This window comes from Agathobaculum sp. TL06, assembly GCF_054658635.1.
Genome location: NZ_BAAGGY010000013.1, coordinates 1 through 20,497 on the forward strand (window position 1 = coordinate 1; position 20,497 = coordinate 20,497).

The following is a 20,497-nucleotide window of genomic DNA, read 5'->3' on the forward strand; positions in this document are numbered from 1 at the left end:
CATTTTACGTTGTTCCACATAATGGTGTCATTTCCTGACGCCTGTTTATTTTTTCCAGTCTCACATTTGCGTGTTTTTGTTCATATCTGATGATTTAAGCCAAATCTACATGATTTGTCGAATACCCAATATTTTCCTTAACTGCACAATAAATACCTCCTTTATTAAACCAGGGTGAAACATTTTTAACTGCGTCATAAAGCTGAAAATTCGCTATCATCCACTCCCATCACTATCCCTACCCAGTCTCTATATTCCCGCGCTAAATCGCTTGTAGAGTTCAGCTAGACTCGATTGCTATCTCGGGAATATACGTTTTCCATAGCGTATATATCACAACATACAGAAAATCCGGCGTGCGACGACTCACACCTGTGGTCAGCACTTCAATTTTTTAAATCAGTGCATCCGTTCCGCGAAGCCGGAGCGCCCCACATGATATGTGTCATTTATCTCTTCATCGACAGTTCTGCTAAGGCTTACTATAGCTTCAAAGCATTTCGGGGACATTCTTCCACACATTTCATACACAAAATACAATCTGTTGCATTTCGCTTTTTTCGGCAGTTACTTGGAACTTCAACATTCATGGGACATCCTCTTTCGCATTTACCGCAAGAGATACATTTCTTTTTATCCACTTTAATGTGAAAAATCGAAAAATAACTCATCGGTTTTAAAAAAACTGTAACTGGACAAATATACTTACAGAAAGCCCGATTATCTTTACATTTGTAGGCCAAAGAAATGCCAACAATATAGTAGAGAATATTTCCAATGATAAAGCTCTTCCACATAACCTCCTCCTTATTCGGAATCCGAAGGACAAAAAGCAGACCGACAAATAGGAACGCTCCCCCAAAGACGAAATAACGGATCCTGCCCCAATGCTTACGAGGGGCAACGGGGACTTTAAATGGAAGCAAATCTAAGACCATCGCGGTCCAACAGGCATAACCGCACCATCCACGTCCAAACAATAATGGGCCAAAAATTTTTGCAATAGCAAAATGAATAACAGCAGCCTTAAATGCACCGAGGAAAAGATAATACCAAAATCCCTCTATCTGCATATTTTCCCCGCAGAGGAAACCCAGATATATGAGCATATATAGGCCGACTGAAAATTGCACCATATTTCGAGCCCATTTTTTCTTTTTTTCGAAAAGGATAAGCCCAGTCGCAATTGCGGTGCCAATATAAGAAAAATTAATGAAGTAGAAAATTTCACTATATACGATCCATAAAGAAACCGCAATCGTCTCAAAAACGATCCACATAACGAACGGCGGTAAATACTTTTGGGGTTTCACTTTCCAATCATCTCCTGAAAAGAATATTTCTAAAAAGTTGTAGCCACTCCATTGAATGCTCCATGAAAAAATTAAGGAAAGCAGCACCAATCCGCTGCCACCGCCTTGCCCCTGCGCCGCAGGAGGGCGGAGCGAAAGGCTCGGCAACCTGATTTGCCTATTTTCTCTGCGCGAATAACATGTTTGGTGGACGAGCCTTCCTCTGTGAATGTGGACGCCGCCACCTCTGCCAGTGTGCTGATCCCTGTCCATGCGGCTGTCATGGCCTCCTGCATTCAGCAAAAAGTGGGCGGCGATCTGTTCTCCATTCGGGTCGCAGAGCCCTACCCCAGCGATTACGACCAGTGCCTGGACAGGACTGCTGATGCGGTGTTCACCTTTGTGGAGGAACACGATCTGTCCTGCAAGACCGTGTTCTCCTTTGTGGCCCATGGAACCGGCGGCCTCAGTTCTACCATTCGGGACCTAACCGCCGCTCTGCCAGAGGCTGCCACTGTCTTGGAACCCGTAGGCATCTACTGGAATGATATGCCCCAGGCACAGGAGGGCATCGGCTACTAGCTGAACGACCTTGGGATCGATTTTTCTTCCCCCTACGAAGCGGGGTGAGCGACGGAAACATCCGAAGATGCAGAGCCGGTGCTTCGGACGGAATAAGCGGTCAGTTTAAATCTATCGAGAAAATACAAAACCGCCGCAGGATCATCATAGCTCCTGCGGCGGTTTTGTATGCCCTGAAGCGGTTTTGGTGGTTATCCTTGTAAGGGGTACACCCTCCGTGCGGTGTATTTCCCTTTTAAGCGGTTACAATGACCGTCTGCGATTCCTCGTCCCAATCGACTGCAAAACCGCACAGGTCGCCCAGGCTGCGCAGCTTATAATAGGTATACCCGTCAACATTATACGCCGCGACCATGCTGGGTACGCTGTCCGCCACGGTCGGCTCCGTGATGGACTGAACCGTGCGGGTCTCGCCGGACAGGGGCGCGTTTTCCGTCCCCAGCGGCGTGTATGGCGTAAACGACTGCAGCTCCACACGGTTTTTCCCGCTGTTCCACTCTACGTTGAACGCGCTGCCCGTTCCCCCCAGCAGGACCGCAACGTCCCGCACGCGCACATAATTGTTGCCGTTGATGCAGTAGGCCGGCAGCTTGGCCAGCTCCCCGTTGACCGATACCGCGGCCAGCGCCGGAACCGCCTGGTCGGTCTGCCGCAGCAGCGCGGACACCGGCCGGTCCATCGTGATCCCGTAGCGCGAAAGCCCCTGCAGGGTAACGGAAATCTCGGACAGGCCAGGGTTGGTCAGCGCGCTGACCTGTATCCCCGCCTGCGCCAGCAGGTCCGGCATCCAGCTGTCATACGCGCCGAACGGGTAGGAGAAATAATTGACCTTTTCCTGGCCGGTATGCGTCAAGATCAACTGTACGCTGCTCGACAGGTCGCCGCCCACCCGCGCGTTATACGCGCTGCGCGATTCTCCCTTGCGGCGCATCACCCCGTTGATGCCATCGGGCGCGTTGTTCCCGCCATACTGCGGGTTATGCAGGTTATAGGTATGCGAGCCGACCTCGACAGCGCCGCTGTCCACCATCTCCCGCAGCTCATCCCAGGTCATATTGTGCCGCGCGGAATCAGCGTCCCCCTCCTGCCGGATATTGTGCGCAACAACCGCGATCGCGGCTTTCATGCCGGTGTTCTGCAGCACCGGATAGGCATAATCATAGTTGGAGCGGTAGCCATCGTCAAAGGTTACCATTACCGCCTTGTCCGGCATCGGCATTTTCCCTGCCCGAATTTCGATCAAGTCCGCCGGCAGCAGCGGCGTATAGCCGAACTGCTGTAAAAATTCCATATCCAGCCGAAACCGTTCGTCCGTGACCGTCATGCTGTTGGTTTTGGACGGGTCGGTCGTCAAATCGTGATACATCAGCACCGGCAGTTTCGTGCCGGCCGCGCCGCAGGTCCCGAAAGCGGAAAGCATCACCGCAAGGCAGGCCGCCAAAAGCCCATTTCTCAAAAACCGTTTCATCGCACTGGTTTGCCCCCTTTTATCGCAATCCCCCATGGTTTATTGTTCAAGTATAGCATATTTTTGCGCCGCTGTCCACCTGCCGGCCGTCTTGCGGCCGGTTCGGGTCTGTGGTATAATCACAGAAATACGCCGCAGGCCGTCCGGCGGCAGGCGCATCGATTTCCCCTAAAAGGAGGCTTCCGCTCATGGACAACCATTATCTGATCGATTTCTACAACCACTATGACGAGGACAGCCGGCTGCGTCTCCCGCACGGAACGGTCGAGTTTCTGACCACCATGCACTACATCGGGAAATACCTGTCCCCCGGCAGCCGCGTGCTTGAAATCGGCGCGGGAACCGGCCGTTACTCCCACGCGCTCGCGCAGCAGGGCTACACCGTGGACGCGGTGGAGCTGGTCGAACACAACATCGAGGTGTTCCGCGCGCGCACCCAGCCCCAGGAAAAGGTACGCGTCGTTCAGGGCAACGCGCTGGACCTGTCCGCCTTTCCGGATGGCGCATACGATATCACGCTTTTGCTCGGGCCGCTGTACCACCTCTACACCAAGCAGGACAAGCAGCAGGCGCTGCGGGAGGCGCTCCGCGTAACAAAGCCGGGCGGCATTGTTTTCGCCGCTTATGTCATCTCTGACGGCTGCCTGCTGGACGAAGGCTTCCACCGGGGCAATATCGATGTGCGCGCGTATATCCGCGACGGGCTGCTCGATGCGGAAACCTTTGCCGCTGCCTCGCAGCCAAAGGACCTGTTCGAGCTTGTCCGCAAGGAGGATATCGACGAACTGATGGCGGATTTCCCCGTGACCCGCCTGCATTATGTCGCGTCGGATGGCTGCGCCCTGTTCATGCGCGAGGCGGTCGACCAAATGGACGAAGCTGCCTTCGCGCTGTATCTGAAATACCACTTTGCCACCTGCGAACGGCCGGACCTGGCTGGCGTCACCAGCCATGCGCTCGATATTTTCCAAAAGTGAGCCGCCGGACGGATGGCCCACACCCTTGCGCCGGCCGCGGGAAAGGACTATAATATAAGGAAAGGAATGAGGTGAACGCATGTCCGAGCTTGATGCGCTGATCGACGCGGTTTTTTCCGATCAGGATATCCAGCCTGCCGATGTGCCGCGGCTCGATCTGTATATGGACCAGGTGCTGTCGCTGTTCGACGAGACGCTTTCGGCGGAAAAGCGCGACCCATCCGACAAGCTGCTGACCAAAACCATGGTCCACAACTATGTCAAGGAGGGCCTGTTGGCGCCCGTGCGCGGCAAAAAATACACCCGCCAGCAAATCATGCAGCTGCTCTGCGTCTACCATCTCAAGCAGACGCTCAAACTCAGCGACGTGAAGGCCCTGACCGGACGGGACGGCGTGGATTTTGAGGCCGGTTATACGCGGCTGCTCCAGAACAAGGAGCGCATCCGCGCGCTTGTCCCGCCCCTGCTGCGCGAGCATCTGCCCGCCGACCCGCACGATCCGGACGAGCGCCTCGCGCTTTGCCTGACGCTGAGCGAAACCGCGGTCTATCTGCGCCGCCTGTGCGAACGCCTGATTGATACCATACCGGAACAGAGTGGAGGAACTACCTGATGTCTATTGAAAAAGCAAAAAAACATTTGTCCCGCTTCGGCGCGGCGCAGCGCGTGATGGAATTCGACACCTCCTCCGCCACCGTCGAGCTGGCGGCGCAGGCTGTCGGCTGCGAGCCGGCCCGCATTGCCAAAACGCTGTCGTTCCGCACGAACGACGGCGTAATCCTGATTGTCGCCGCAGGCGACGCCAAGGTGGACAACCCCAAATACAAGGCCCGCTTCGGCTGCAAGGCGAAAATGCTCGCCTTTGAGGAGGTCGAGCCGGAAATCGGCCACGCGGTCGGCGGGGTCTGCCCGTTCGGCATCAACTCCGGCGTGACCGTTTTTCTGGATGAATCGCTCCACCGGTTCGAAACGGTATTCCCCGCCTGCGGCTCCGCGAACTCTGCCATCGAGCTGACCATTCCAGAGCTGGAGCAGTTCTCCGGCTACAAGGCATGGGTGGACGTATGCAAGGGCTGGCGCGAGGCATAACCGTTTCCCTTGCGCAGTTCGGCGCCGGAACGGACAAGCGGCACAACCTGCGCATCATTCAATCGTTTGCGCAGGAAAGCGCGAATGCCGGCGCATCCATGCTGTTTTTGCCGGAATACAGCATGTTTTACGCAAAAACGAACAGGCGGTCGCTGAATATCCAGGCCGCAGAGCCGCTGGACGGCCCGTTCGTGACCGCCCTGGCCGAGCTGGCGCGGCGGCATGGTCTGTGGCTTGCCGCGGGCATATATGAGCGCACGGAGGGCCTGCCGTACAACACCGTCGTTGTGCTGGACGACTGCGGCGCGCTGCGCGGCTGCCACCGCAAGCAAATGCTGTATGATGCGTTCGGCTGCCGCGAATCCGATGAATGCCGGGCGGGCGGCTGCGCTTTTCCGACGGTCGATACCCCCGCCGGACGCCTTGGCATCATCACCTGCTTCGAGCTTCGCTTTCCCGCGCTGGCCGCCGCGCAACGGGCTGCGGGCGCGGAAGTGCTGTTCGTCCCCGCCGGCTGGGTCGTGGGGCCGAACAAGCTGCTGCACTGGCGCACCCTCCTGCGCGCCCGCGCGATTGAAAACCATATGACCGTACTCGGCGCCGGTCAATACGCGCCGAACCGCTTCATTGGCTACAGCGCTGCGTTCGCGCCGGATGGCGCCGGACTCGGCGCGCTCGAATCGGGCTGTGGCCTGCTCAATCTATCAATATGAATCGAGGAATCAACATGCAATTCGATCCCACGCTCTACGTTATTACAGATAGCAGCTACCACACGGAGGACAGCCTGCTGCGCGCGGTCAGCGAGGCCTGCGCCGGCGGCGCGACGCTCATTCAGCTTCGCGAAAAGGACGCCGGCGGCCGCGATTATCTTGCGCTCGCGCTGCGGGTCAAGGAAGTCACCGACCGCTTCCAGGTGCCGCTCATCATTGACGATCGGGTGGACGTCGCCCTCGCCTGCGGCGCGGCGGGCGTGCATGTCGGGGCGAGCGACCTGCCGGTTGCGATTTGCCGCAGCCTGCTGGGGCCGGACCGGATCGTCGGCGCGACCGCGAAATCCGTCGAAGCCGCCAAGGCCGCTTATGCGGACGGTGCGGACTACCTCGGCACAGGCGCGATCTATCCCACCACGACCCACGTTGCCACCAAGCTGACGCCGGTTTCCACACTGAACGAGATCTGCCGCGCCGTTCCCATTCCGGTGGTCGCCATCGGCGGCCTGCAGGCGGATAATCTGAACGTTCTCGCGGACAGCCCGATCGCGGGTGTGGCGGTCGTGTCCGCCGTTATGAAAGCGGACGACCCGCGCGCCGCAGCGGCAGCAATCCGTCAAAGGGTGCTGTCCATGCGCGAAAAGCGCTGACGCCGCGCGCCCCATGCAGCAGAATACGAAAGCCGCAGGCTCTCTCACGGAGCCTGCGGCTTTCTATATGGTGTATTCAGTTGTCGTTTTTATGCCGCTCCCGATACTGCGACAGGGAAAGCCCCTCGTATTGCTGAAACAGCTTGTACAGCGCCCGCGACGAGGTGAAGCCGATCTTTTCCGCAATCTCCTCGATGGACAAATCGGTCGTACACAGGTAATTTTTCGCGTATGCAATGCGGAGCAGGTTGGTGTTTTTCATAAACGTTGTGGAGAACATCGCTTTATAGGCCCGATTGATGTGACGCGGCGATACGTTGAGGGCTTCAGCCACGCTTTCCACCGAAATATTTTCCGGATAATGCGCATGGATATACATGGACACCTGCATCGCCAGGTTTTCATGACCGGAGAAATGCACGTCCCTGACCGGCGCTCTCATGATCTGCCGCAGCGTCAAAATGAAAAACTGATAGCACAGCATGACTGCCTGCGTATTCCAGCCGAGCCGTCGCTCCCTGATTTCCGCAAGGATGCGTTCGACGTTCTGCCGTGCGTCCGCATGCGCGTTGAGTATCTGAAAGCCTGTTTTATCAACCGGAAGCAGCGCCTGCCGGATATCCGCAAGCTCGGCGGGTCCGTCCGGCCCGTTCATGGCAAGCCGCTCGCAGGGGACAATGTCAAAAATCAGCGCAAAGTACCGTTTGGGTACGTCCGGATCGTAATACAGATGGTGCTTGATATCCTTGGAGAGGACGCACGCCTGCCCCTCCCGCAATTCCTGCACCGTACCGGCAATATTGATCCTGACATTCCCCTCCAGTACATAATAGATCTCATACATGGGGTGGTTATGCGGGAATTCGGCAATCCAGCGGTCGAGCATTTCCGCATAGTATACTACAAATTTATATCCGGAAAACGCAAGCTCCGCGATGTTCTTCATATATTGCCGGTCGTTCATATTTACAGCAGAGAGCCTCCCTCATGGTACAGATGGCCTATCGCATCCGCCGCCTTATAAGCCCCAAGCACCTTTTCATAAGTGACCTCAAACGGCTGGTTGTGTATGAAGCCCTGCTCCAGCGCCGCTTTTGTCATGATGTCGTACTCTTCGTCCGTCAGGTCGCTCAAATGCATATCGTCAAAGGTGATGGGCAGGCCCACATCCCGACAGAAACGGTAAACCTCGTCGAGCTGTTCATTGGATGCGCCCTGCATCACGAGCTGGCAGCAGGTGGAGAACGCCACGCCCTCGCCGTGGTACACATATTCCTCTCGGTCCGGCAGCGCCAGGGTGCCGAAATAGAAGCTGTGGTCCGAGGAGGAGCCGTTGTTTTCAAACCCCATGCCGCTCATCAGTATATTCACTTCTATTATAGCATTATATGCGTCGCTCAGCGCCCTTTTTTCCGCGGCCAGCTTGGCCTGCCGGCCGTACCGGAACAGCATGTCATAGGACAGCTTGGCGATCGCCAGCGCGCTGTGCGTACCCACGCCGCCGTGGTGGTTATTGAAATAATTGTTCTGGCACACCAGACCGCCGACATAGGTGGAAAGCGCGTCGCCCATACCGGAGACGAACTGGCGCACCGGCGCTTTCAGCAGAATTTCGGTGTCCACCAGCACAAGGTCGGGGTTTTTGGGGGAGTTGATCGCCTCGGTCATCATGTGCGTCTGTTCGTCGTAAATGCAGGACGCCGCGCTGGTATAAGCGTCGGTCGCCGCGATTGTCGGGATGATGACCTCGTTGAGCAGCCCGCCCTTAAACGCCGCCGCCTTGACCGAATCCACCACCTTGCCGCCGCCAATGCCGATCAGCGTCTGTGCGCCGAACGACTGCGCCGCGTCCATCAGCTTCTGGATATTGGGCCAGCTGCATTCGCCGGAAAACTCATAAAAGGAGACTTCTTTTCCCGCGAGCGCGGCGGAGATGGTGTCCTTCAGGTCGCGCATCCGGTTTTTGCTGGCGACGACCAGAAATTTCGAGCCCATCCAGTCCACATATTTGTTCAGGTCGTGAAGCACGCCGTAGCCCTGCACATACTTTCCGCAGCAGCCCATGACTTGTGTCATCATTTCAGTATTCCCTCGCTTTCCCTCTCAAACAGTCGTCCGGTCACAGGCCCAGCATCTCTTCCAGCTTTGCCGTGATGCCGTCGCGGTCCATGCCGTAATAATGGTAGATATCGTCCGTCGAGCCCAGCACAGCGAACTCGTCCGGCATGCCGACACGGCGGAAGTTGCCCTTGTAGCTGGCTTCGCACAGGACTTCCGCGACCGCGCCGCCCAGTCCGCCGTTGATCGAGTGGTCCTCAACGGTTACGATGTTGCCGGTCTTCTGCGCCACGCGCAGGATGGCGTCTGCGTCGAGCGGCTTGATGGTGTGCATATCCAGGATGCCGATGCTCGAACCATGCTTTTCTTTCATCATCTTGGCCGCCATCAGGCACTCGTACAGGTTGGAGCCGCACGAGATGATGTAGGCGTCCGTACCCTCGAGCGTCTCGATCGCCTTGCCGATGGTCAGCTCATAATCCTCGGCGTAGACGTTGGGCGAGCCCGCGCGGTCGATGCGGATAATCATGGGGCCTTCGTAATCCATCGACGCACGGATAAACTTGCAGCACTGCGCCGCATCGGCGGGAACGACAACCGTCAGGTTGGGGATGGCGCGGTAAAGCGCCAGGTCTGCGATATCGTTATGGGTCGGGCCGCCGCCCGCGGTCACGCCCGAATGGGTGCCGATGAGGCGGACCTTCACGTCGTTATACGCGATGTCAGTGTGAATCTGATCGGCCGCGCGCAGGGGCAGGAACGGACCGAACACCTGGGAGAACACCGTGCAGCCGGACAGCGCCAGACCTGCCGACGCGCCGACCTGGTCGGGCTCGGCGATGCCGAAGTTGAAGCACCGCTCCGGAAACTCCTTGAGCAGCTTGCCCGCCGAGGAGGAGGGCGCCACATTGTCACTGAAGGTGAACACAAAATCCTTGCCCTCGCAGGCCATTTTGTAAAGCTCCTCGCCGTACGCCTCGCGGGCGTTGGAGAGCATCATATCAAAATCGTAAGTCGTTTTCGCTGCCATCGTTCATCACGCCTTTCTCATTTTTGCAACGTCCGCGAGCGCGGTCTTGAGATCCTCTTCACCGATGCCGCCGCCGTGCCACTTGTGGTTGCCTTCCATGAAGGAAACGCCCTTGCCCTTGACCGTGTTGGAGATAATGAACGTCGGCTTGGCGCGCTTTGCATAGTCGCGCTCCGGCAGGCGGTCGAGCGCCGCGCAGACCTGCGCCATGTCGTTGCCGTCCTCAATTTCGATGACGTCCCAGCCGAACGCGCGCACCTTGTCCGCCACCGGATCGATGTTCATGACATGCTCGGTCGTACCCGTCATCTGCAGGCCGTTTTTGTCCAGGATGCAGGTCAGGTTGTTGAGCTGGTAGTGGCCGCCCGCCATCAGGGCCTCCCAGTTGGTACCCTCGTCGAACTCGCCGTCGCCGATCATGACGAGCACGCGGTAGTTCTCCTTGCGATAGCGCGCGCCGAGCGCGTAGCCGACCGCGATCGGCAGGCCGTGTCCGAGCGAGCCGGCCGAAACCTCGATCTGCGGGCATTTCTTGCGGTTGGAGTGCATGCCGAACTTGTACTGGTCAAGGTTTTCAAAGTGTTCGACCATGTAGTCCTGCGTGTACGCGCCCAAATCGGAGAAGATGGTGTACAGCGTCTCCGAGCAATGGCCCTTGGAGAGGATGAAGCGGTCGCGGCCCTCCTTGTGCGGGTCCATGACGTCAAAGTTCAGGTATTTGTAATACAGCGCGACCGCCATCTCCACAATGGACAGCTCGCCGCCCAGATGGCCCATGCCGATGCGGTAAATAAAATTCAGCAGATCGCTCCGGATATCGACGCACTTGTCCTCCAGCTCCGGAATCGTCAACAGCTTTTTCTCGCTCATCTTCAAGCTCCTCCTTGTTATTCTCCGTCAAACTGGTTGCAGCGGATGACGATTTTCGGATATTTACCGCTCAGGTGCGCCGCAAACGCCTGCTCGCAGTCATCGATATCAAAGATCTGTTCCGGCTTTGTGAACGCGCTGAAGTCCATATCCGGCAGCATCAGCGCCGTGCGCTCAAAGTTGAAATGCGTGCAGTAGGTGCCGCTGACCGTGATCTGCCGGTTGTAGCAGTACTCATACAGGTTGAACGGCAGGTCGTACGAATTCGGAAACATCGCGGAAAACAGCACGGTGCCGCACTTTGCCGCAAGCGGCAGCACGGACTGCGCCGCGCCCGGCACGCCGGAAACCTCGACGATCACGTCATAGCCATGCCCCTCGGTGATCTCCATGCCACGCGCAAACAGGTCCTCCTTCGTGGGGTCGACCGTGTAATCCACGCCGATGCTCCTGGCGATCGCGCAGCGCTCCTGGTTCGGCTCGGACAGGGTCAGGCAGGCCGCGCCGCGCTTTTTGAACAGCTGGCAGGTGATCAGGCCGATCGGACCGCCGCCCGAAACCAGCACGCGGCCGCCGGTCTGCAGGTTGGACTTATCCATGATGCGCACGCCGATGGAAAGCGGCTCCATCATGCAGCCCTGCAGCAGGCTGACGCCCTTGGGCAGCTTGACCACCTGGGATTTGTGCCAGACGACATACTCCGCCATACACGGCTCATTGCCCGCGTTCTCACAGTATTCCGGATTGCCGGTCTTGCAGTAATAGCAGCTTCCGCAGTAATGCAGGAAATTGCCGCCCACATGGTCGCCCACCTTGAGGCCGGTATCGCCGGCGCGCTCGCCCAGCTCGACGATCACGCCCGACATCTCATGCCCCAGGCCGAACGGCGGCTCCAGGCCAAACGCGCCGCCCACGATATGCGGGTCCGAGCCGCAGATCGAGCAATACGCAACCTTGATCTTCACTTCCTCCGGCCCGACCGGCTTTACCGGAAAGTCGACAATGCCGACCCTGCCCCGCTTCGCCTCGTCCGGATCCTTCATATTACCGACCTTAATACCGCATACCACTTTCATTGCGTTTAGCCTCCTTATTCTTGTTGCGTTGTTATGTTGCCGCTCAGTCCTCCGCCTGCTTGGCAGCCATGCGGCGGCGGGTCAGCTCCTCCACGATCTCGTCAAACCGCTTTTCGGTCAGCGAGTACCGCGTATAAACCAGAATGCCAATAATCAGGATGACCGCCGGCACCAGAGAGTTCAGCGCCTTGATAACGGTCAGCGTCGCCTCGTTCTGCACCGCGTTCGCCACATAGCCGGTGAAGCTGAACAGAATGGTCGGCAGGATGCCCGCGATCGTCATGGAAATCTTGATCGAGAACGATGCGAGCGAGAAGATCAAACCGCCGCAGCGGCGTCCGGTGACATATTCGCCGTATTCCACGCAGTCCGGCAGGGTGGACCAGATCGTTGCCAGCGTCATGCCGTAGCCGAACGAGCCGAGCGCCTTGCCGATGCAGAAGCCGATCATCATTGTGTTCGGCATGACAAAGAACAGCAGCATGCCGATCGTGGAGATCGCGCAGCCGTAAATTACGGTCATCTTTTTGCCCACGCGCCGCGCAATCGCCGGTACGAACAGCATCGGGATAATGGACGGAAGCGTTTGCAGCAGGTTCCAGGTACCCATATCCATCGAGGTGGAGATGTTATACTGCACCACGTTGTACTGCAGGAAGTAGGTGCCGACCGAGGAAACCAGGATGTTGTAGGTGTAGGCCGCCAGATACATGACAAACAGGATGAGCAGCGGCTTGTTCTTTGCAAACTGCGTGCCGATATCCCGCCAGCGGAACGGCTCCTCCTTGTCCATCGCGGATTCCGGCACGCGCTCCTTGCACACCTTGCCAGCCACGAGGAACGAGATCACCATTACGACCGAGAGGATCAGCATGGCGCGCTGGTAGCCGTTCTGCGGCGTGGTACCCAGCGATTCGGACAGCTTTGGCACCAGGATGGAGCAGGCCACGCCGCCAATGCCCGAGCAGAACATACGGAACGAATTGAGCTTGGCGCGCTCGATCGGGTCCTGCGTCATGGAAGAGGACAGCGAGGTCACCGGAATGATGATGCCGGTAAACAGCATACCAAACAGGATATAGGTAAACCACGCGTACGCAACCTTGCTGATGCTTTCCGGCGTGGTGAATACCAGCACCGTCGAAATGCCGTACGGGATACACAGCCCCACAAACCAGGGGATGTATTTGCCATGCTTGAAATGGCATTTTTCCACGATCGCGCCCATCAGCGGGTCGTTGATCGCGTCCCAGACACGCGCGGCCAGGAACAGTGCGGTTACCTGGGCGGGCGTGATGCCAAAGATATCCGTGTAGAAAAACGTTAAGTAAATCGTGATCGTCTGGAATACCAGGTCGCTGCCAAAGCCCCAGAAGCCATAGGCGAGCTTTTCTCCGGTACCAATTTTGACATAGAAGCGTTTGCTTTCATTTTGTAAATTCGTCATACCGTTCTCCTATTCCATATCATTGTTTTTATCCTCTTTTCCGCTTATGCTTGATTCCGTCTCCCCCTCCTAACGCATGCATCATTCCTCAATCCGCGGCTGTCCTGCAGCAACGGCCGCGCATCAATCACACATCAATCGACGAATTCCCCCATTTTCTCGTAGGCCTCGGGGATAACCGTCTCCGGTCCTTTCGCCCAGATCTCCGAATTGAGCACCTCGACCGACACCGGACCGTCATAGCCGCAGGCGCGGACGCATTCCATGTACCGCCGCACATCGATCCGCCCGTCTCCCGGCATGCAGCGGTGGTTCTGGTCAAGCCGCGCAAACGGAATCTTTTCCGCATCGTTGAGATGCACCATGAACACCTTCTCCGGCGCGATGCCGCGGATCACATCAAAGTCCGCGCCCACATCCCACAGGTACAGGTTGAAGTCGTCGATCACCAGCCCGACCTCCGGCCGGTCCGCCGCCTGCACCAGCCGCCAGGCGGTGCCGATATCCCCGATCGCCATGGTGCCGACCGGCTCGAAGGCGATCTTCATCCCTCTCGCCTTGCCCCTGTCCGCCAGGCGGTGCAGCGCCTGCAGCGTGTCCGTGAAGATCGCTTCGTCGGTGACGCCCGCCGGCAGATCGGCCCGCTCGTTGGAAAGGACGATCACCCGATCCGCGCTGGTCGCTTCTCCCAGATCGCAGGCGAAGTCCAACTGGGCGCATACGTCCTCCCACTGCTGCTCTGTGCAAAAGTTTATGGAAAATATTGCATTTATCGAGGCGCACCGCATCCGGTGCGCTTGCATCAGCCGGCTGAGATCCTGCAGCGTGTGCTCCTGCAGGTAGTCTCTCGCCTTTTGAAAATCGATTTCCACCGAGGAAAAGCCCGCGGCCGCGCAAAGCCTGATATCCTGCTCCAATGATGAATTCGCCGCGCAGGTCTGCAAATTGTAACATCGTTCCATGTCCTGTCCTCCTCCGCCTTCCATCGTACTATTGCATATATTTTTTCTTTTTGTACGTTTCATTTTAAGCAAATCGCATAAACTTTCCATGTTTCAGAGGGACAGTTTCCAACTTTTTAGGTCCATCTGAATAAAGATTGAACCCACTCCCGACAATAATCACAAATTTCCCCGCGGCGCTTTGTCAGGATTGCTACAATAAAAATTTATAACCCCGCAAAGAAAAAAGCCGCCGGACGCCTTGGATGCGTCCGGCGGCTTACCGCCTGTGCTTTTCGTCAATATGAATCATGCCCTGTCGTTTCCTGCATATGGCGCAAAAACCGGCCCCTGCGCTTTCGCAGGGGCCGGTCATGCCTTTACGGATTGCTGTTTGCCGTCAACGGATAGTCATAGATATCGTGTCCGGTTTCGAGCGGCGCGCCGTCCACTGTGATCAAAACCTGTTCCACGCCGCGCGCCTGCGCGAACGTATTGACCAGCGAATAGATCAGCATGCTCTCTCCCGTGGTGCCGGATGCGCGGACCGCCTCGCCATAGGCGGCGTTCATGTCCAGCTTGAGCACGCCGTCCTCCACGGCCGCCGACTGGACCTCGACTCCAGCCGGCAGGGAATTGGCCGCGATCAGCGCGTCCACCAATGCCTGATCCGAGTCGTCCTTCGCGTCCGCGCCGACCGGCGTCAGGGTTTCGCCCTGCTCATCCGGCACATACACGATCACCGACTCCCCGCCCGAAGGGTTAGGGTTGTCCGGCTGCACCGGCTCCTCGTCCGGCTTGTCCGGCGTATCCGGCCCTTCCGGCTCCGTTGGCTTTTCCGGTTCGCTGACGGGCGGCTCTTCCTGCGCCTGCTGCCGGCCCGACACATAGCCATATACGCAGGCCGCCGCGATCAACGCGACCACTATCAGGACCACAATAACAATCAAAGTACGTTTTTTCATCCAAAACGCCTCCTTCCTTTTGCATCACAGCGCCACGGCAGCGGCCTTCCGGCACAAGGGCCGCGCAAGCCCGCCCTGGCAAATCAACATTCCTTTTATTCTGTTATGATTATACCATATTGGACGAAGCGGATACAAGCCTTGTTCCATTTGCTTGACAGCATCCCGTTTCCGCGATACTATAAAAACGGAAGTTTTATTCACCTCAGCACTGTAAAAGGAGGATACCGTATGAATTATGAAATCAAGGGCGGCGTATTTCCAGTCGTGGTCTGCCAGTTGGCCGACGGGGAGCAGATGATTACGGAAAAGGGTTCTATGGTCTGGATGAGCCCCAATATGCAGATGGAAACGCGCGGCGGCGGCCTTGGGAAAATGTTTTCCAAAGCCTTTTCCGGCGAAAGCATGTTCCAGAACATCTATACCGCGAACGGTGCGGGCATGATCGCTTTCGGCTCCAGCTTCCCCGGCAAAGTCCTGCCGCTCAACATCGCCCCCGGCCGCGAAATGATCGTGCAGAAAAACGCATTCCTCGCCTCGGAAGCGGGAGTCGAGCTTTCCATCCATTTCAATAAAAAGCTGGGCGCGGGCTTTTTCGGCGGCGAGGGCTTCATTATGCAGCGCCTGTCCGGTTCCGGCACCGCCTTTGTCGAGATTGACGGCGAACTGGTCGAATACGATCTGGCTGCGGGGCAGAAAATGGTGGTTGACACCGGCAACGTCGCGGGCTTTGAGCCGAGCGTGTCCATCGATATCCAGCAGGTTCCCGGCCTGAAAAACAAGCTGCTCGGCGGCGAAGGGCTGTTCAACACCACCCTGACCGGCCCGGGCAAAATCTGGCTGCAGACCATGCCGATTTCCGGCGTCGCCATGGCAATCCGCCCGTTCATCCCCACGGGCAACGGCTGACCGGCCGGTCATTATTTGCAAAAAAAGTGGAGGAAACAGGCGTTTTCTCCACTTTTTTGTATTTTTACAGCGCATGTACCGCCTGTGCCATCTCGCGCACATAGGCCGTGACCGGCGGCACGCAGTCCGCGCCGTACTGGGCGCACAGCTTAACGATCGCCGAGCCGACGATCGCGCCGTCCGACTGCGCCGCCATTTCCGCCGCCTGCGCGGGCGTGGAAATGCCGAAGCCGACCGCGCACGGGATATCGCGCTCCTCCCGCACCAGCCGCACCATCGCGCCCACGTCGGTCGTAATATGCGAGCGCACGCCGGTCACGCCGAGCGAGGACACGCAGTACACAAAGCCCTCGGCCGCGCGCGCAATCGCACGGACACGCTCGTGCGAGGTCGGCGCGATGAGCGAGATCAGGTCAAACCCGTACTGCCGGCACAGCGGATCGAATTCACCCTTTTCCTCATACGGCAGGTCGGGCAGAATCAGCCCGTCCATGCCGGCCTCCGCCGCGGTGCGGATAAATTTTTCCGCCCCATAGGAGAACACCACGTTGGCATAGGTCATGAACACCATAGGCACGTCGGTTCTGGCGCGCAGGCGGCGCACCATGTCGAAAATCTTATCCGTAGTCACGCCGCCCGCGAGCGCGCGCTCGTTCGCGGCCTGAATGACCGGCCCCTCCGCGGTCGGGTCGGAAAACGGGATGCCAAGCTCGATCAGGTCTGCGCCCGCTTCCGCCATCGCATAGACCAGTTGTTCGGTCACGTCAAGCGACGGGTCGCCGCAGGTGACGAACGGGATGAACGCCTTGCCGCGGGCAAACGCCTGCTTTACCTTACTCATGGATATCCTCCCCCCGATAGCGTGCGATCGCGGCGCAGTCCTTGTCGCCGCGGCCGGAAATGTTGATGACAATGATCTGGTCCTTGCCCATCTGCGGCGCGAGCTTCATCGCATGCGCGACCGCGTGCGCGGACTCGATTGCCGGTATGATGCCCTCGGTGCGGGACAGGTACTCGAACGCCTCCACCGCCTCATCGTCCGTGACGGCGACGTATTCCGCGCGGCCGATGTCGTGCAGGTAGGCATGCTCCGGCCCGATGCCCGGGTAGTCCAGTCCGGCAGAAATCGAATATACCGGCGCGATCTGGCCGTACTCGTCCTGGCAGAAATAGCTCTTCATGCCGTGGAAAATGCCCAGCCGTCCGGTGGCGATGGTGGCGGCGGTCTCGGCCGTGTCCACGCCGCGGCCCGCGGCCTCGCAGCCGATCAGCCGCACGCCCTTATCCTCTATGAAGTGGTAGAACGCGCCGATGGCGTTCGAGCCGCCGCCCACGCACGCCAGCACCGCGTCCGGCAGGCGGCCTTCCCGCTCCAGCACCTGCGCCCTGATCTCCCTGGAGATCACCGCCTGGAAGTCGCGCACAATGGTCGGGAACGGGTGCGGCCCCATGCACGAGCCGAGGACGTAATGCGTATCCGCGATGCGGCTGGTCCACTCGCGCATGGTTTCGCTGACCGCGTCCTTGAGCGTACCCGTGCCGCTGTCCACCGGATGCACCTGCGCGCCCAGCAGCCGCATACGGTACACGTTGAGCGCCTGCCGCTCGGTGTCCTCACGCCCCATGAACACCTCGCACTCCATGTCCATCAGCGCGGCGGCGGTCGCGGTGGCCACGCCGTGCTGCCCCGCGCCGGTCTCCGCGATCACGCGGGTCTTGCCCATCCTTTTGGCCAGCAACACCTGCCCGAGCACGTTGTTGATCTTGTGCGCGCCCGTGTGGTTCAGGTCCTCGCGCTTGAGGTAAATCTTCGCCCCGCCCAGATCGCGCGTCATGCGCGCCGCATGATACAGGCGGCTCGGACGGCCTGCATAATCGTTCAGCAGTCCGGTCAGCTCCGCCTGAAAGGCGGGGTCGTTTTTATAATGGTCATAGGCCTGTTCCAGTTCGATGACCGCGTTCATCAGCGTTTCCGGCATGTACTGCCCGCCGTGTACGCCAAATCGTCCTTTACTCATGGCTGTTCTCCCCTTACCAGCGCCGCCACGCGGCGCATTTTTGTTTCGTCCTTGACGCCGTCCGTTTCGATCCCGCTCGACAGGTCGAGCGCGTACGCGCCCGTGCGCAGGGCGCGTGAGAGGTTGCTTTCATCTATGCCTCCGGCGAGGAAATACGGCTTTTCCACCGCCCCGATCAGCGACCAGTCGAATGTGCGCCCGCTCCCACCGCAGATGCCTTTTACCGAAGCGTCCAGCAACAAAAATTCCACCGGATAATCTTTTACCCGTTCAATATCCGCATGCGTCCCCACACGGACTGCATACAGCACCGGCGCGTCTGTCATGCCGCGCAGGCGGTCGAGATACGCCCTGCTTTCCCCGCCGTGAAGCTGCACCAGGTCGATCACGCCCGCGTTTGCCAGCGCCGCGATGCGCTCCGGTTCGTCATTGACAAACACGCCCACGGCCTGTATGCCCGGCGCAAGCTGCGCACGCAGCCGCGCCGCCTGTTCCTCGGTCACGCGGCGGCGGCTGTCCGCAAACACAAAGCCGACATAGTCGGGGCGGGCCGCGTTTGCAGCCAGGATATCCTGCATGCGGGTCAGGCCGCAGAATTTGAGCTTCATTTCACCGCCTCCCGCAGGCCGCGCAGCGCCGCCTCCTTGTCGAGCGACCGCATCAGGTATTCGCCCACCAGCAGCGCGTCCGCCCCGGCCTGCCGCAGCGCCGCCGCGTCCGCCGGGCAGGATACGCCGCTCTCCGCGACAAAGACCGCGCCCGCCGGCACACCCGCGCGCAGCCGCGCCGCGTTGTCCAGATCAACCGAGAAATCCTTCAGGTTGCGGTTGTTCACGCCGATCACCCGCGCGCCCGCCGCGGCCGCGGAACGCAGCTCCGCTTCGTCGTGCGTCTCCACCAGCGCGGACAGGCCGAGTGCGTCACAGACCGCGAGATACCTCCGCAGCGTATCCGTATCCAACAGCGCGCAGAGCAGCAGCACCGCGTCCGCGCCCAACGCCTTCGCCTCGTAGAGCTGGTATTCGTCCACCGTGAAATCCTTGCGCAGCAGGGGGACATCGACCGCCAGCCGCACCGCGCGGAAGATCTCGTCCGAGCCGAGGAACCATTTCGGCTCGGTCAGCACCGAGATGCAGTCCGCGCCCGCCTCCTCGTACTGTCCGGCAATGCCAAGGTAGTCGAACTGCGGGTCGATCACGCCCTTGGAGGGGCTGGCCTTTTTGATCTCGCAGATGAACGCGGCTTCTCTGCCCGCGAGCGCCTTTTCAAAGCGGAAGTCCCCGCGCGGCAGGGCTTTGGCCCGCGCCCGAATCTCCTCCAGCGGGACGCGCGCCCTGGCTGCCGCGACCCGCTCGCGCGCATGGGCGGCAAGTTCGTCCAGAATCATGCGGACACCTCCTGTGTCGTCCGGATAAACTGTTCCAGCTTGGCATACGCCGCGCCGCTGTCGATCAGCTCCGCAGCCCTTTTGATGCCGTCCGTGAGCTGGATGCCGTCGATGCCGAGGTAGAGCGCGATGCCCGCGTTGAGCAGGATCTCGCCGCGCTTCGCGCCGCGCTCTTTGCCCGAAAGCACGTCGCGCGTGATCTGCGCGTTCTCCTGCGGCGAGCCGCCGCGCAGGTCGGCCACCGTGCAGGACGGCAGGCCGAGGTCGGCCGGCGTAAACGCATACGGCGTCAGCTTGCCGAAGCGAATCTCGCACACCTTGTTCTCCCCGAGCAGGCTCGCCTCGTCCATGCCCCCGCCGCAGACCACCATGCCGCGCGTCACGCCGAGGTTGGAGAGCACCTGCGCCATCGGCAGCACCAGCTTTTCGTCGTACACGCCGAGTAATTGCATGGTCGCGCGCGCCGGATTGGACAGCGGCCCCAGCACGTTGAACAGCGTGCGTTCGCGCATGCCCTTGCGCACGGGCGCAACGTTTTTCATCGACTTGTGATAGCCCTGCGCGAACAGGAAGCAGATGCCGGTTTCCGTCAGCACGCGCTCGTTCTGCTCTGGGGTCAGGTCGATCGCCGCGCCCAGCGCTTCGAGTACGTCCGCCGCGCCCGACTTGGACGACACCGAGCGGTTGCCGTGCTTGGCGATCGGCACCCCGCCCGCCGCCGCGACAAAGGACGCGGTAGTCGAGATGTTGAACGAGCCGACCTCGTCCCCGCCGGTGCCGACAATGTCCATCACCGCGCCGCGCGGCTCGATATGCGCGCCCTTTTCGCGCATCACCTCGGCACAGGCCGTGATTTCGGTGATGGTTTCGCCCTTCATGCGCAGGGCGGTGAGCAGCGTCGCCATCTCGATGTCGGTCGCCGTGCCGTCCATCATCTCCTGCATAGTGGCGCGGGCGGTGTCATAATCCAGATCCCTGCCGTTGATTACTGTGTGAATCGCCTGCTGTATCATTTGCTTTGCCTC

General features: G+C 59.1%; 22 protein-coding genes. 7 read left to right on the forward strand and 15 right to left on the reverse strand.

Annotated elements, in window-relative coordinates; genetic code table 11:
* Positions 1–482: 482 nt before the first annotated feature.
* Entirely contained in the window at positions 483–1,460 is a 978-nt protein-coding gene (locus ACYQ3S_RS09010) for a 4Fe-4S binding protein (RefSeq protein ID WP_459688625.1), read from the reverse strand.
* Between the two features lie 57 nt (positions 1,461–1,517).
* Here ACYQ3S_RS09010 and ACYQ3S_RS09015 point away from each other — a divergent pair, with 57 nt between their 5' ends.
* The gene (locus ACYQ3S_RS09015; RefSeq protein WP_459688627.1) at positions 1,518–1,874 is read left to right on the forward strand and encodes an NADPH-dependent FMN reductase family protein; all 357 of its coding nucleotides are present in this window, start codon (positions 1,518–1,520) and stop codon (positions 1,872–1,874) included.
* A 235-nt stretch (positions 1,875–2,109) separates the two neighbouring features.
* On the opposite strand, the gene ACYQ3S_RS09020 is transcribed toward ACYQ3S_RS09015, so the two are convergent.
* Positions 2,110–3,342, reverse strand: a complete 1,233-nt coding sequence (locus ACYQ3S_RS09020; RefSeq protein ID WP_459688629.1) for a polysaccharide deacetylase family protein — start codon at positions 3,340–3,342, stop codon at positions 2,110–2,112.
* A gap of 188 nt (positions 3,343–3,530) precedes the next feature.
* Here ACYQ3S_RS09020 and ACYQ3S_RS09025 point away from each other — a divergent pair, with 188 nt between their 5' ends.
* From ACYQ3S_RS09025 to thiE, 5 genes are all read left to right on the forward strand, one after another.
* Entirely contained in the window at positions 3,531–4,319 is a 789-nt protein-coding gene (locus ACYQ3S_RS09025) for a class I SAM-dependent methyltransferase (RefSeq protein ID WP_459688631.1), read from the forward strand.
* Positions 4,320–4,398: 79 nt separating this feature from the next.
* A complete protein-coding gene (locus ACYQ3S_RS09030; protein WP_459688632.1) occupies positions 4,399–4,932 on the forward strand; it encodes a DUF1836 domain-containing protein in 534 nt (177 codons plus the stop codon).
* Positions 4,932–5,408: a YbaK/EbsC family protein gene (locus ACYQ3S_RS09035; RefSeq protein ID WP_459688633.1), complete on the forward strand. Its 477-nt coding sequence runs from the start codon at positions 4,932–4,934 to the stop codon at positions 5,406–5,408. The genes ACYQ3S_RS09030 and ACYQ3S_RS09035 overlap by 1 nt, the downstream gene beginning before the upstream one ends.
* Complete coding sequence (locus tag ACYQ3S_RS09040) at positions 5,384–6,121, forward strand: nitrilase-related carbon-nitrogen hydrolase (RefSeq protein ID WP_459688634.1); 738 nt, start codon at positions 5,384–5,386, stop codon at positions 6,119–6,121. Before ACYQ3S_RS09035 ends, ACYQ3S_RS09040 begins: the two co-directional genes overlap by 25 nt.
* 14 nt (positions 6,122–6,135) lie before the next feature.
* Positions 6,136–6,771: a thiamine phosphate synthase gene (thiE, locus tag ACYQ3S_RS09045; RefSeq protein WP_459688635.1), complete on the forward strand. Its 636-nt coding sequence runs from the start codon at positions 6,136–6,138 to the stop codon at positions 6,769–6,771.
* Between the two features lie 76 nt (positions 6,772–6,847).
* On the opposite strand, the gene ACYQ3S_RS09050 is transcribed toward thiE, so the two are convergent.
* The 8 genes from ACYQ3S_RS09050 to ACYQ3S_RS09085 form a co-directional block, all read right to left on the reverse strand.
* A complete protein-coding gene (locus ACYQ3S_RS09050) occupies positions 6,848–7,735 on the reverse strand; it encodes a helix-turn-helix domain-containing protein (protein WP_459688637.1) in 888 nt (295 codons plus the stop codon).
* Between the two features lie 2 nt (positions 7,736–7,737).
* On the reverse strand, positions 7,738–8,850 hold the full coding sequence (locus ACYQ3S_RS09055) for a glycerol dehydrogenase (RefSeq protein ID WP_459688638.1): 1,113 nt from the start codon (positions 8,848–8,850) through the stop codon (positions 7,738–7,740).
* Between the two features lie 40 nt (positions 8,851–8,890).
* The gene (locus ACYQ3S_RS09060; protein ID WP_459688639.1) at positions 8,891–9,859 is read right to left on the reverse strand and encodes a transketolase family protein; all 969 of its coding nucleotides are present in this window, start codon (positions 9,857–9,859) and stop codon (positions 8,891–8,893) included.
* A gap of 6 nt (positions 9,860–9,865) precedes the next feature.
* The gene (locus ACYQ3S_RS09065) at positions 9,866–10,729 is read right to left on the reverse strand and encodes a transketolase (RefSeq protein WP_459688640.1); all 864 of its coding nucleotides are present in this window, start codon (positions 10,727–10,729) and stop codon (positions 9,866–9,868) included.
* 17 nt (positions 10,730–10,746) lie between these two features.
* Positions 10,747–11,805: a zinc-dependent alcohol dehydrogenase gene (locus tag ACYQ3S_RS09070; protein WP_459688642.1), complete on the reverse strand. Its 1,059-nt coding sequence runs from the start codon at positions 11,803–11,805 to the stop codon at positions 10,747–10,749.
* Between the two features lie 43 nt (positions 11,806–11,848).
* Positions 11,849–13,252, reverse strand: coding sequence for an MFS transporter (locus ACYQ3S_RS09075; protein WP_107630892.1), 1,404 nt, complete (start codon positions 13,250–13,252; stop codon positions 11,849–11,851).
* Positions 13,253–13,386: 134 nt separating this feature from the next.
* Positions 13,387–14,214, reverse strand: a complete 828-nt coding sequence (locus tag ACYQ3S_RS09080) for a sugar phosphate isomerase/epimerase family protein (RefSeq protein ID WP_459688644.1) — start codon at positions 14,212–14,214, stop codon at positions 13,387–13,389.
* A 359-nt stretch (positions 14,215–14,573) separates the two neighbouring features.
* Positions 14,574–15,158 carry a GerMN domain-containing protein gene (locus tag ACYQ3S_RS09085; RefSeq protein WP_459688646.1) on the reverse strand — a complete coding sequence of 195 codons (585 nt, stop codon included), beginning with the start codon at positions 15,156–15,158 and terminating at the stop codon, positions 14,574–14,576.
* A gap of 231 nt (positions 15,159–15,389) precedes the next feature.
* Here ACYQ3S_RS09085 and ACYQ3S_RS09090 point away from each other — a divergent pair, with 231 nt between their 5' ends.
* Complete coding sequence (locus ACYQ3S_RS09090) at positions 15,390–16,067, forward strand: TIGR00266 family protein (RefSeq protein ID WP_459688647.1); 678 nt, start codon at positions 15,390–15,392, stop codon at positions 16,065–16,067.
* 64 nt (positions 16,068–16,131) lie between these two features.
* On the opposite strand, the gene trpA is transcribed toward ACYQ3S_RS09090, so the two are convergent.
* The 5 genes from trpA to trpD are packed head-to-tail and all read right to left on the reverse strand — an operon-like array spanning position 16,132 to position 20,485.
* Positions 16,132–16,908: a tryptophan synthase subunit alpha gene (trpA, locus tag ACYQ3S_RS09095; RefSeq protein WP_459688649.1), complete on the reverse strand. Its 777-nt coding sequence runs from the start codon at positions 16,906–16,908 to the stop codon at positions 16,132–16,134.
* The gene (gene trpB / locus ACYQ3S_RS09100) at positions 16,901–18,085 is read right to left on the reverse strand and encodes a tryptophan synthase subunit beta (protein ID WP_459688651.1); all 1,185 of its coding nucleotides are present in this window, start codon (positions 18,083–18,085) and stop codon (positions 16,901–16,903) included. The genes trpA and trpB overlap by 8 nt, the downstream gene beginning before the upstream one ends.
* A complete protein-coding gene (locus ACYQ3S_RS09105; protein WP_459688653.1) occupies positions 18,082–18,693 on the reverse strand; it encodes a phosphoribosylanthranilate isomerase in 612 nt (203 codons plus the stop codon). The genes trpB and ACYQ3S_RS09105 overlap by 4 nt, the downstream gene beginning before the upstream one ends.
* Positions 18,690–19,472 carry an indole-3-glycerol phosphate synthase TrpC gene (trpC, locus tag ACYQ3S_RS09110; RefSeq protein WP_459688655.1) on the reverse strand — a complete coding sequence of 261 codons (783 nt, stop codon included), beginning with the start codon at positions 19,470–19,472 and terminating at the stop codon, positions 18,690–18,692. The genes ACYQ3S_RS09105 and trpC overlap by 4 nt, the downstream gene beginning before the upstream one ends.
* Positions 19,469–20,485, reverse strand: coding sequence for an anthranilate phosphoribosyltransferase (gene trpD, locus ACYQ3S_RS09115; protein ID WP_459688657.1), 1,017 nt, complete (start codon positions 20,483–20,485; stop codon positions 19,469–19,471). The genes trpC and trpD overlap by 4 nt, the downstream gene beginning before the upstream one ends.
* Positions 20,486–20,497 lie beyond the last annotated feature (12 nt).

Coding starts and splice junctions, on each gene's coding strand:
- ACYQ3S_RS09050 (WP_459688637.1), bottom strand. CDS start 7,735: ATGAACGACCGGCAATATATGAAGAACATCGCGGAGCTTGCGTTTTCC.
- ACYQ3S_RS09090 (WP_459688647.1), top strand. CDS start 15,390: ATGAATTATGAAATCAAGGGCGGCGTATTTCCAGTCGTGGTCTGCCAG.
- ACYQ3S_RS09080 (WP_459688644.1), bottom strand. CDS start 14,214: ATGGAACGATGTTACAATTTGCAGACCTGCGCGGCGAATTCATCATTG.
- trpA (WP_459688649.1), bottom strand. CDS start 16,908: ATGAGTAAGGTAAAGCAGGCGTTTGCCCGCGGCAAGGCGTTCATCCCG.
- ACYQ3S_RS09030 (WP_459688632.1), top strand. CDS start 4,399: ATGTCCGAGCTTGATGCGCTGATCGACGCGGTTTTTTCCGATCAGGAT.
- trpB (WP_459688651.1), bottom strand. CDS start 18,085: ATGAGTAAAGGACGATTTGGCGTACACGGCGGGCAGTACATGCCGGAA.
- ACYQ3S_RS09025 (WP_459688631.1), top strand. CDS start 3,531: ATGGACAACCATTATCTGATCGATTTCTACAACCACTATGACGAGGAC.
- thiE (WP_459688635.1), top strand. CDS start 6,136: ATGCAATTCGATCCCACGCTCTACGTTATTACAGATAGCAGCTACCAC.
- trpC (WP_459688655.1), bottom strand. CDS start 19,472: ATGATTCTGGACGAACTTGCCGCCCATGCGCGCGAGCGGGTCGCGGCA.
- ACYQ3S_RS09085 (WP_459688646.1), bottom strand. CDS start 15,158: ATGAAAAAACGTACTTTGATTGTTATTGTGGTCCTGATAGTGGTCGCG.
- ACYQ3S_RS09035 (WP_459688633.1), top strand. CDS start 4,932: ATGTCTATTGAAAAAGCAAAAAAACATTTGTCCCGCTTCGGCGCGGCG.
- ACYQ3S_RS09075 (WP_107630892.1), bottom strand. CDS start 13,252: ATGACGAATTTACAAAATGAAAGCAAACGCTTCTATGTCAAAATTGGT.
- ACYQ3S_RS09105 (WP_459688653.1), bottom strand. CDS start 18,693: ATGAAGCTCAAATTCTGCGGCCTGACCCGCATGCAGGATATCCTGGCT.
- ACYQ3S_RS09065 (WP_459688640.1), bottom strand. CDS start 10,729: ATGAGCGAGAAAAAGCTGTTGACGATTCCGGAGCTGGAGGACAAGTGC.
- ACYQ3S_RS09040 (WP_459688634.1), top strand. CDS start 5,384: ATGCAAGGGCTGGCGCGAGGCATAACCGTTTCCCTTGCGCAGTTCGGC.
- ACYQ3S_RS09020 (WP_459688629.1), bottom strand. CDS start 3,342: ATGAAACGGTTTTTGAGAAATGGGCTTTTGGCGGCCTGCCTTGCGGTG.
- ACYQ3S_RS09060 (WP_459688639.1), bottom strand. CDS start 9,859: ATGGCAGCGAAAACGACTTACGATTTTGATATGATGCTCTCCAACGCC.
- ACYQ3S_RS09055 (WP_459688638.1), bottom strand. CDS start 8,850: ATGATGACACAAGTCATGGGCTGCTGCGGAAAGTATGTGCAGGGCTAC.
- ACYQ3S_RS09070 (WP_459688642.1), bottom strand. CDS start 11,805: ATGAAAGTGGTATGCGGTATTAAGGTCGGTAATATGAAGGATCCGGAC.
- trpD (WP_459688657.1), bottom strand. CDS start 20,485: ATGATACAGCAGGCGATTCACACAGTAATCAACGGCAGGGATCTGGAT.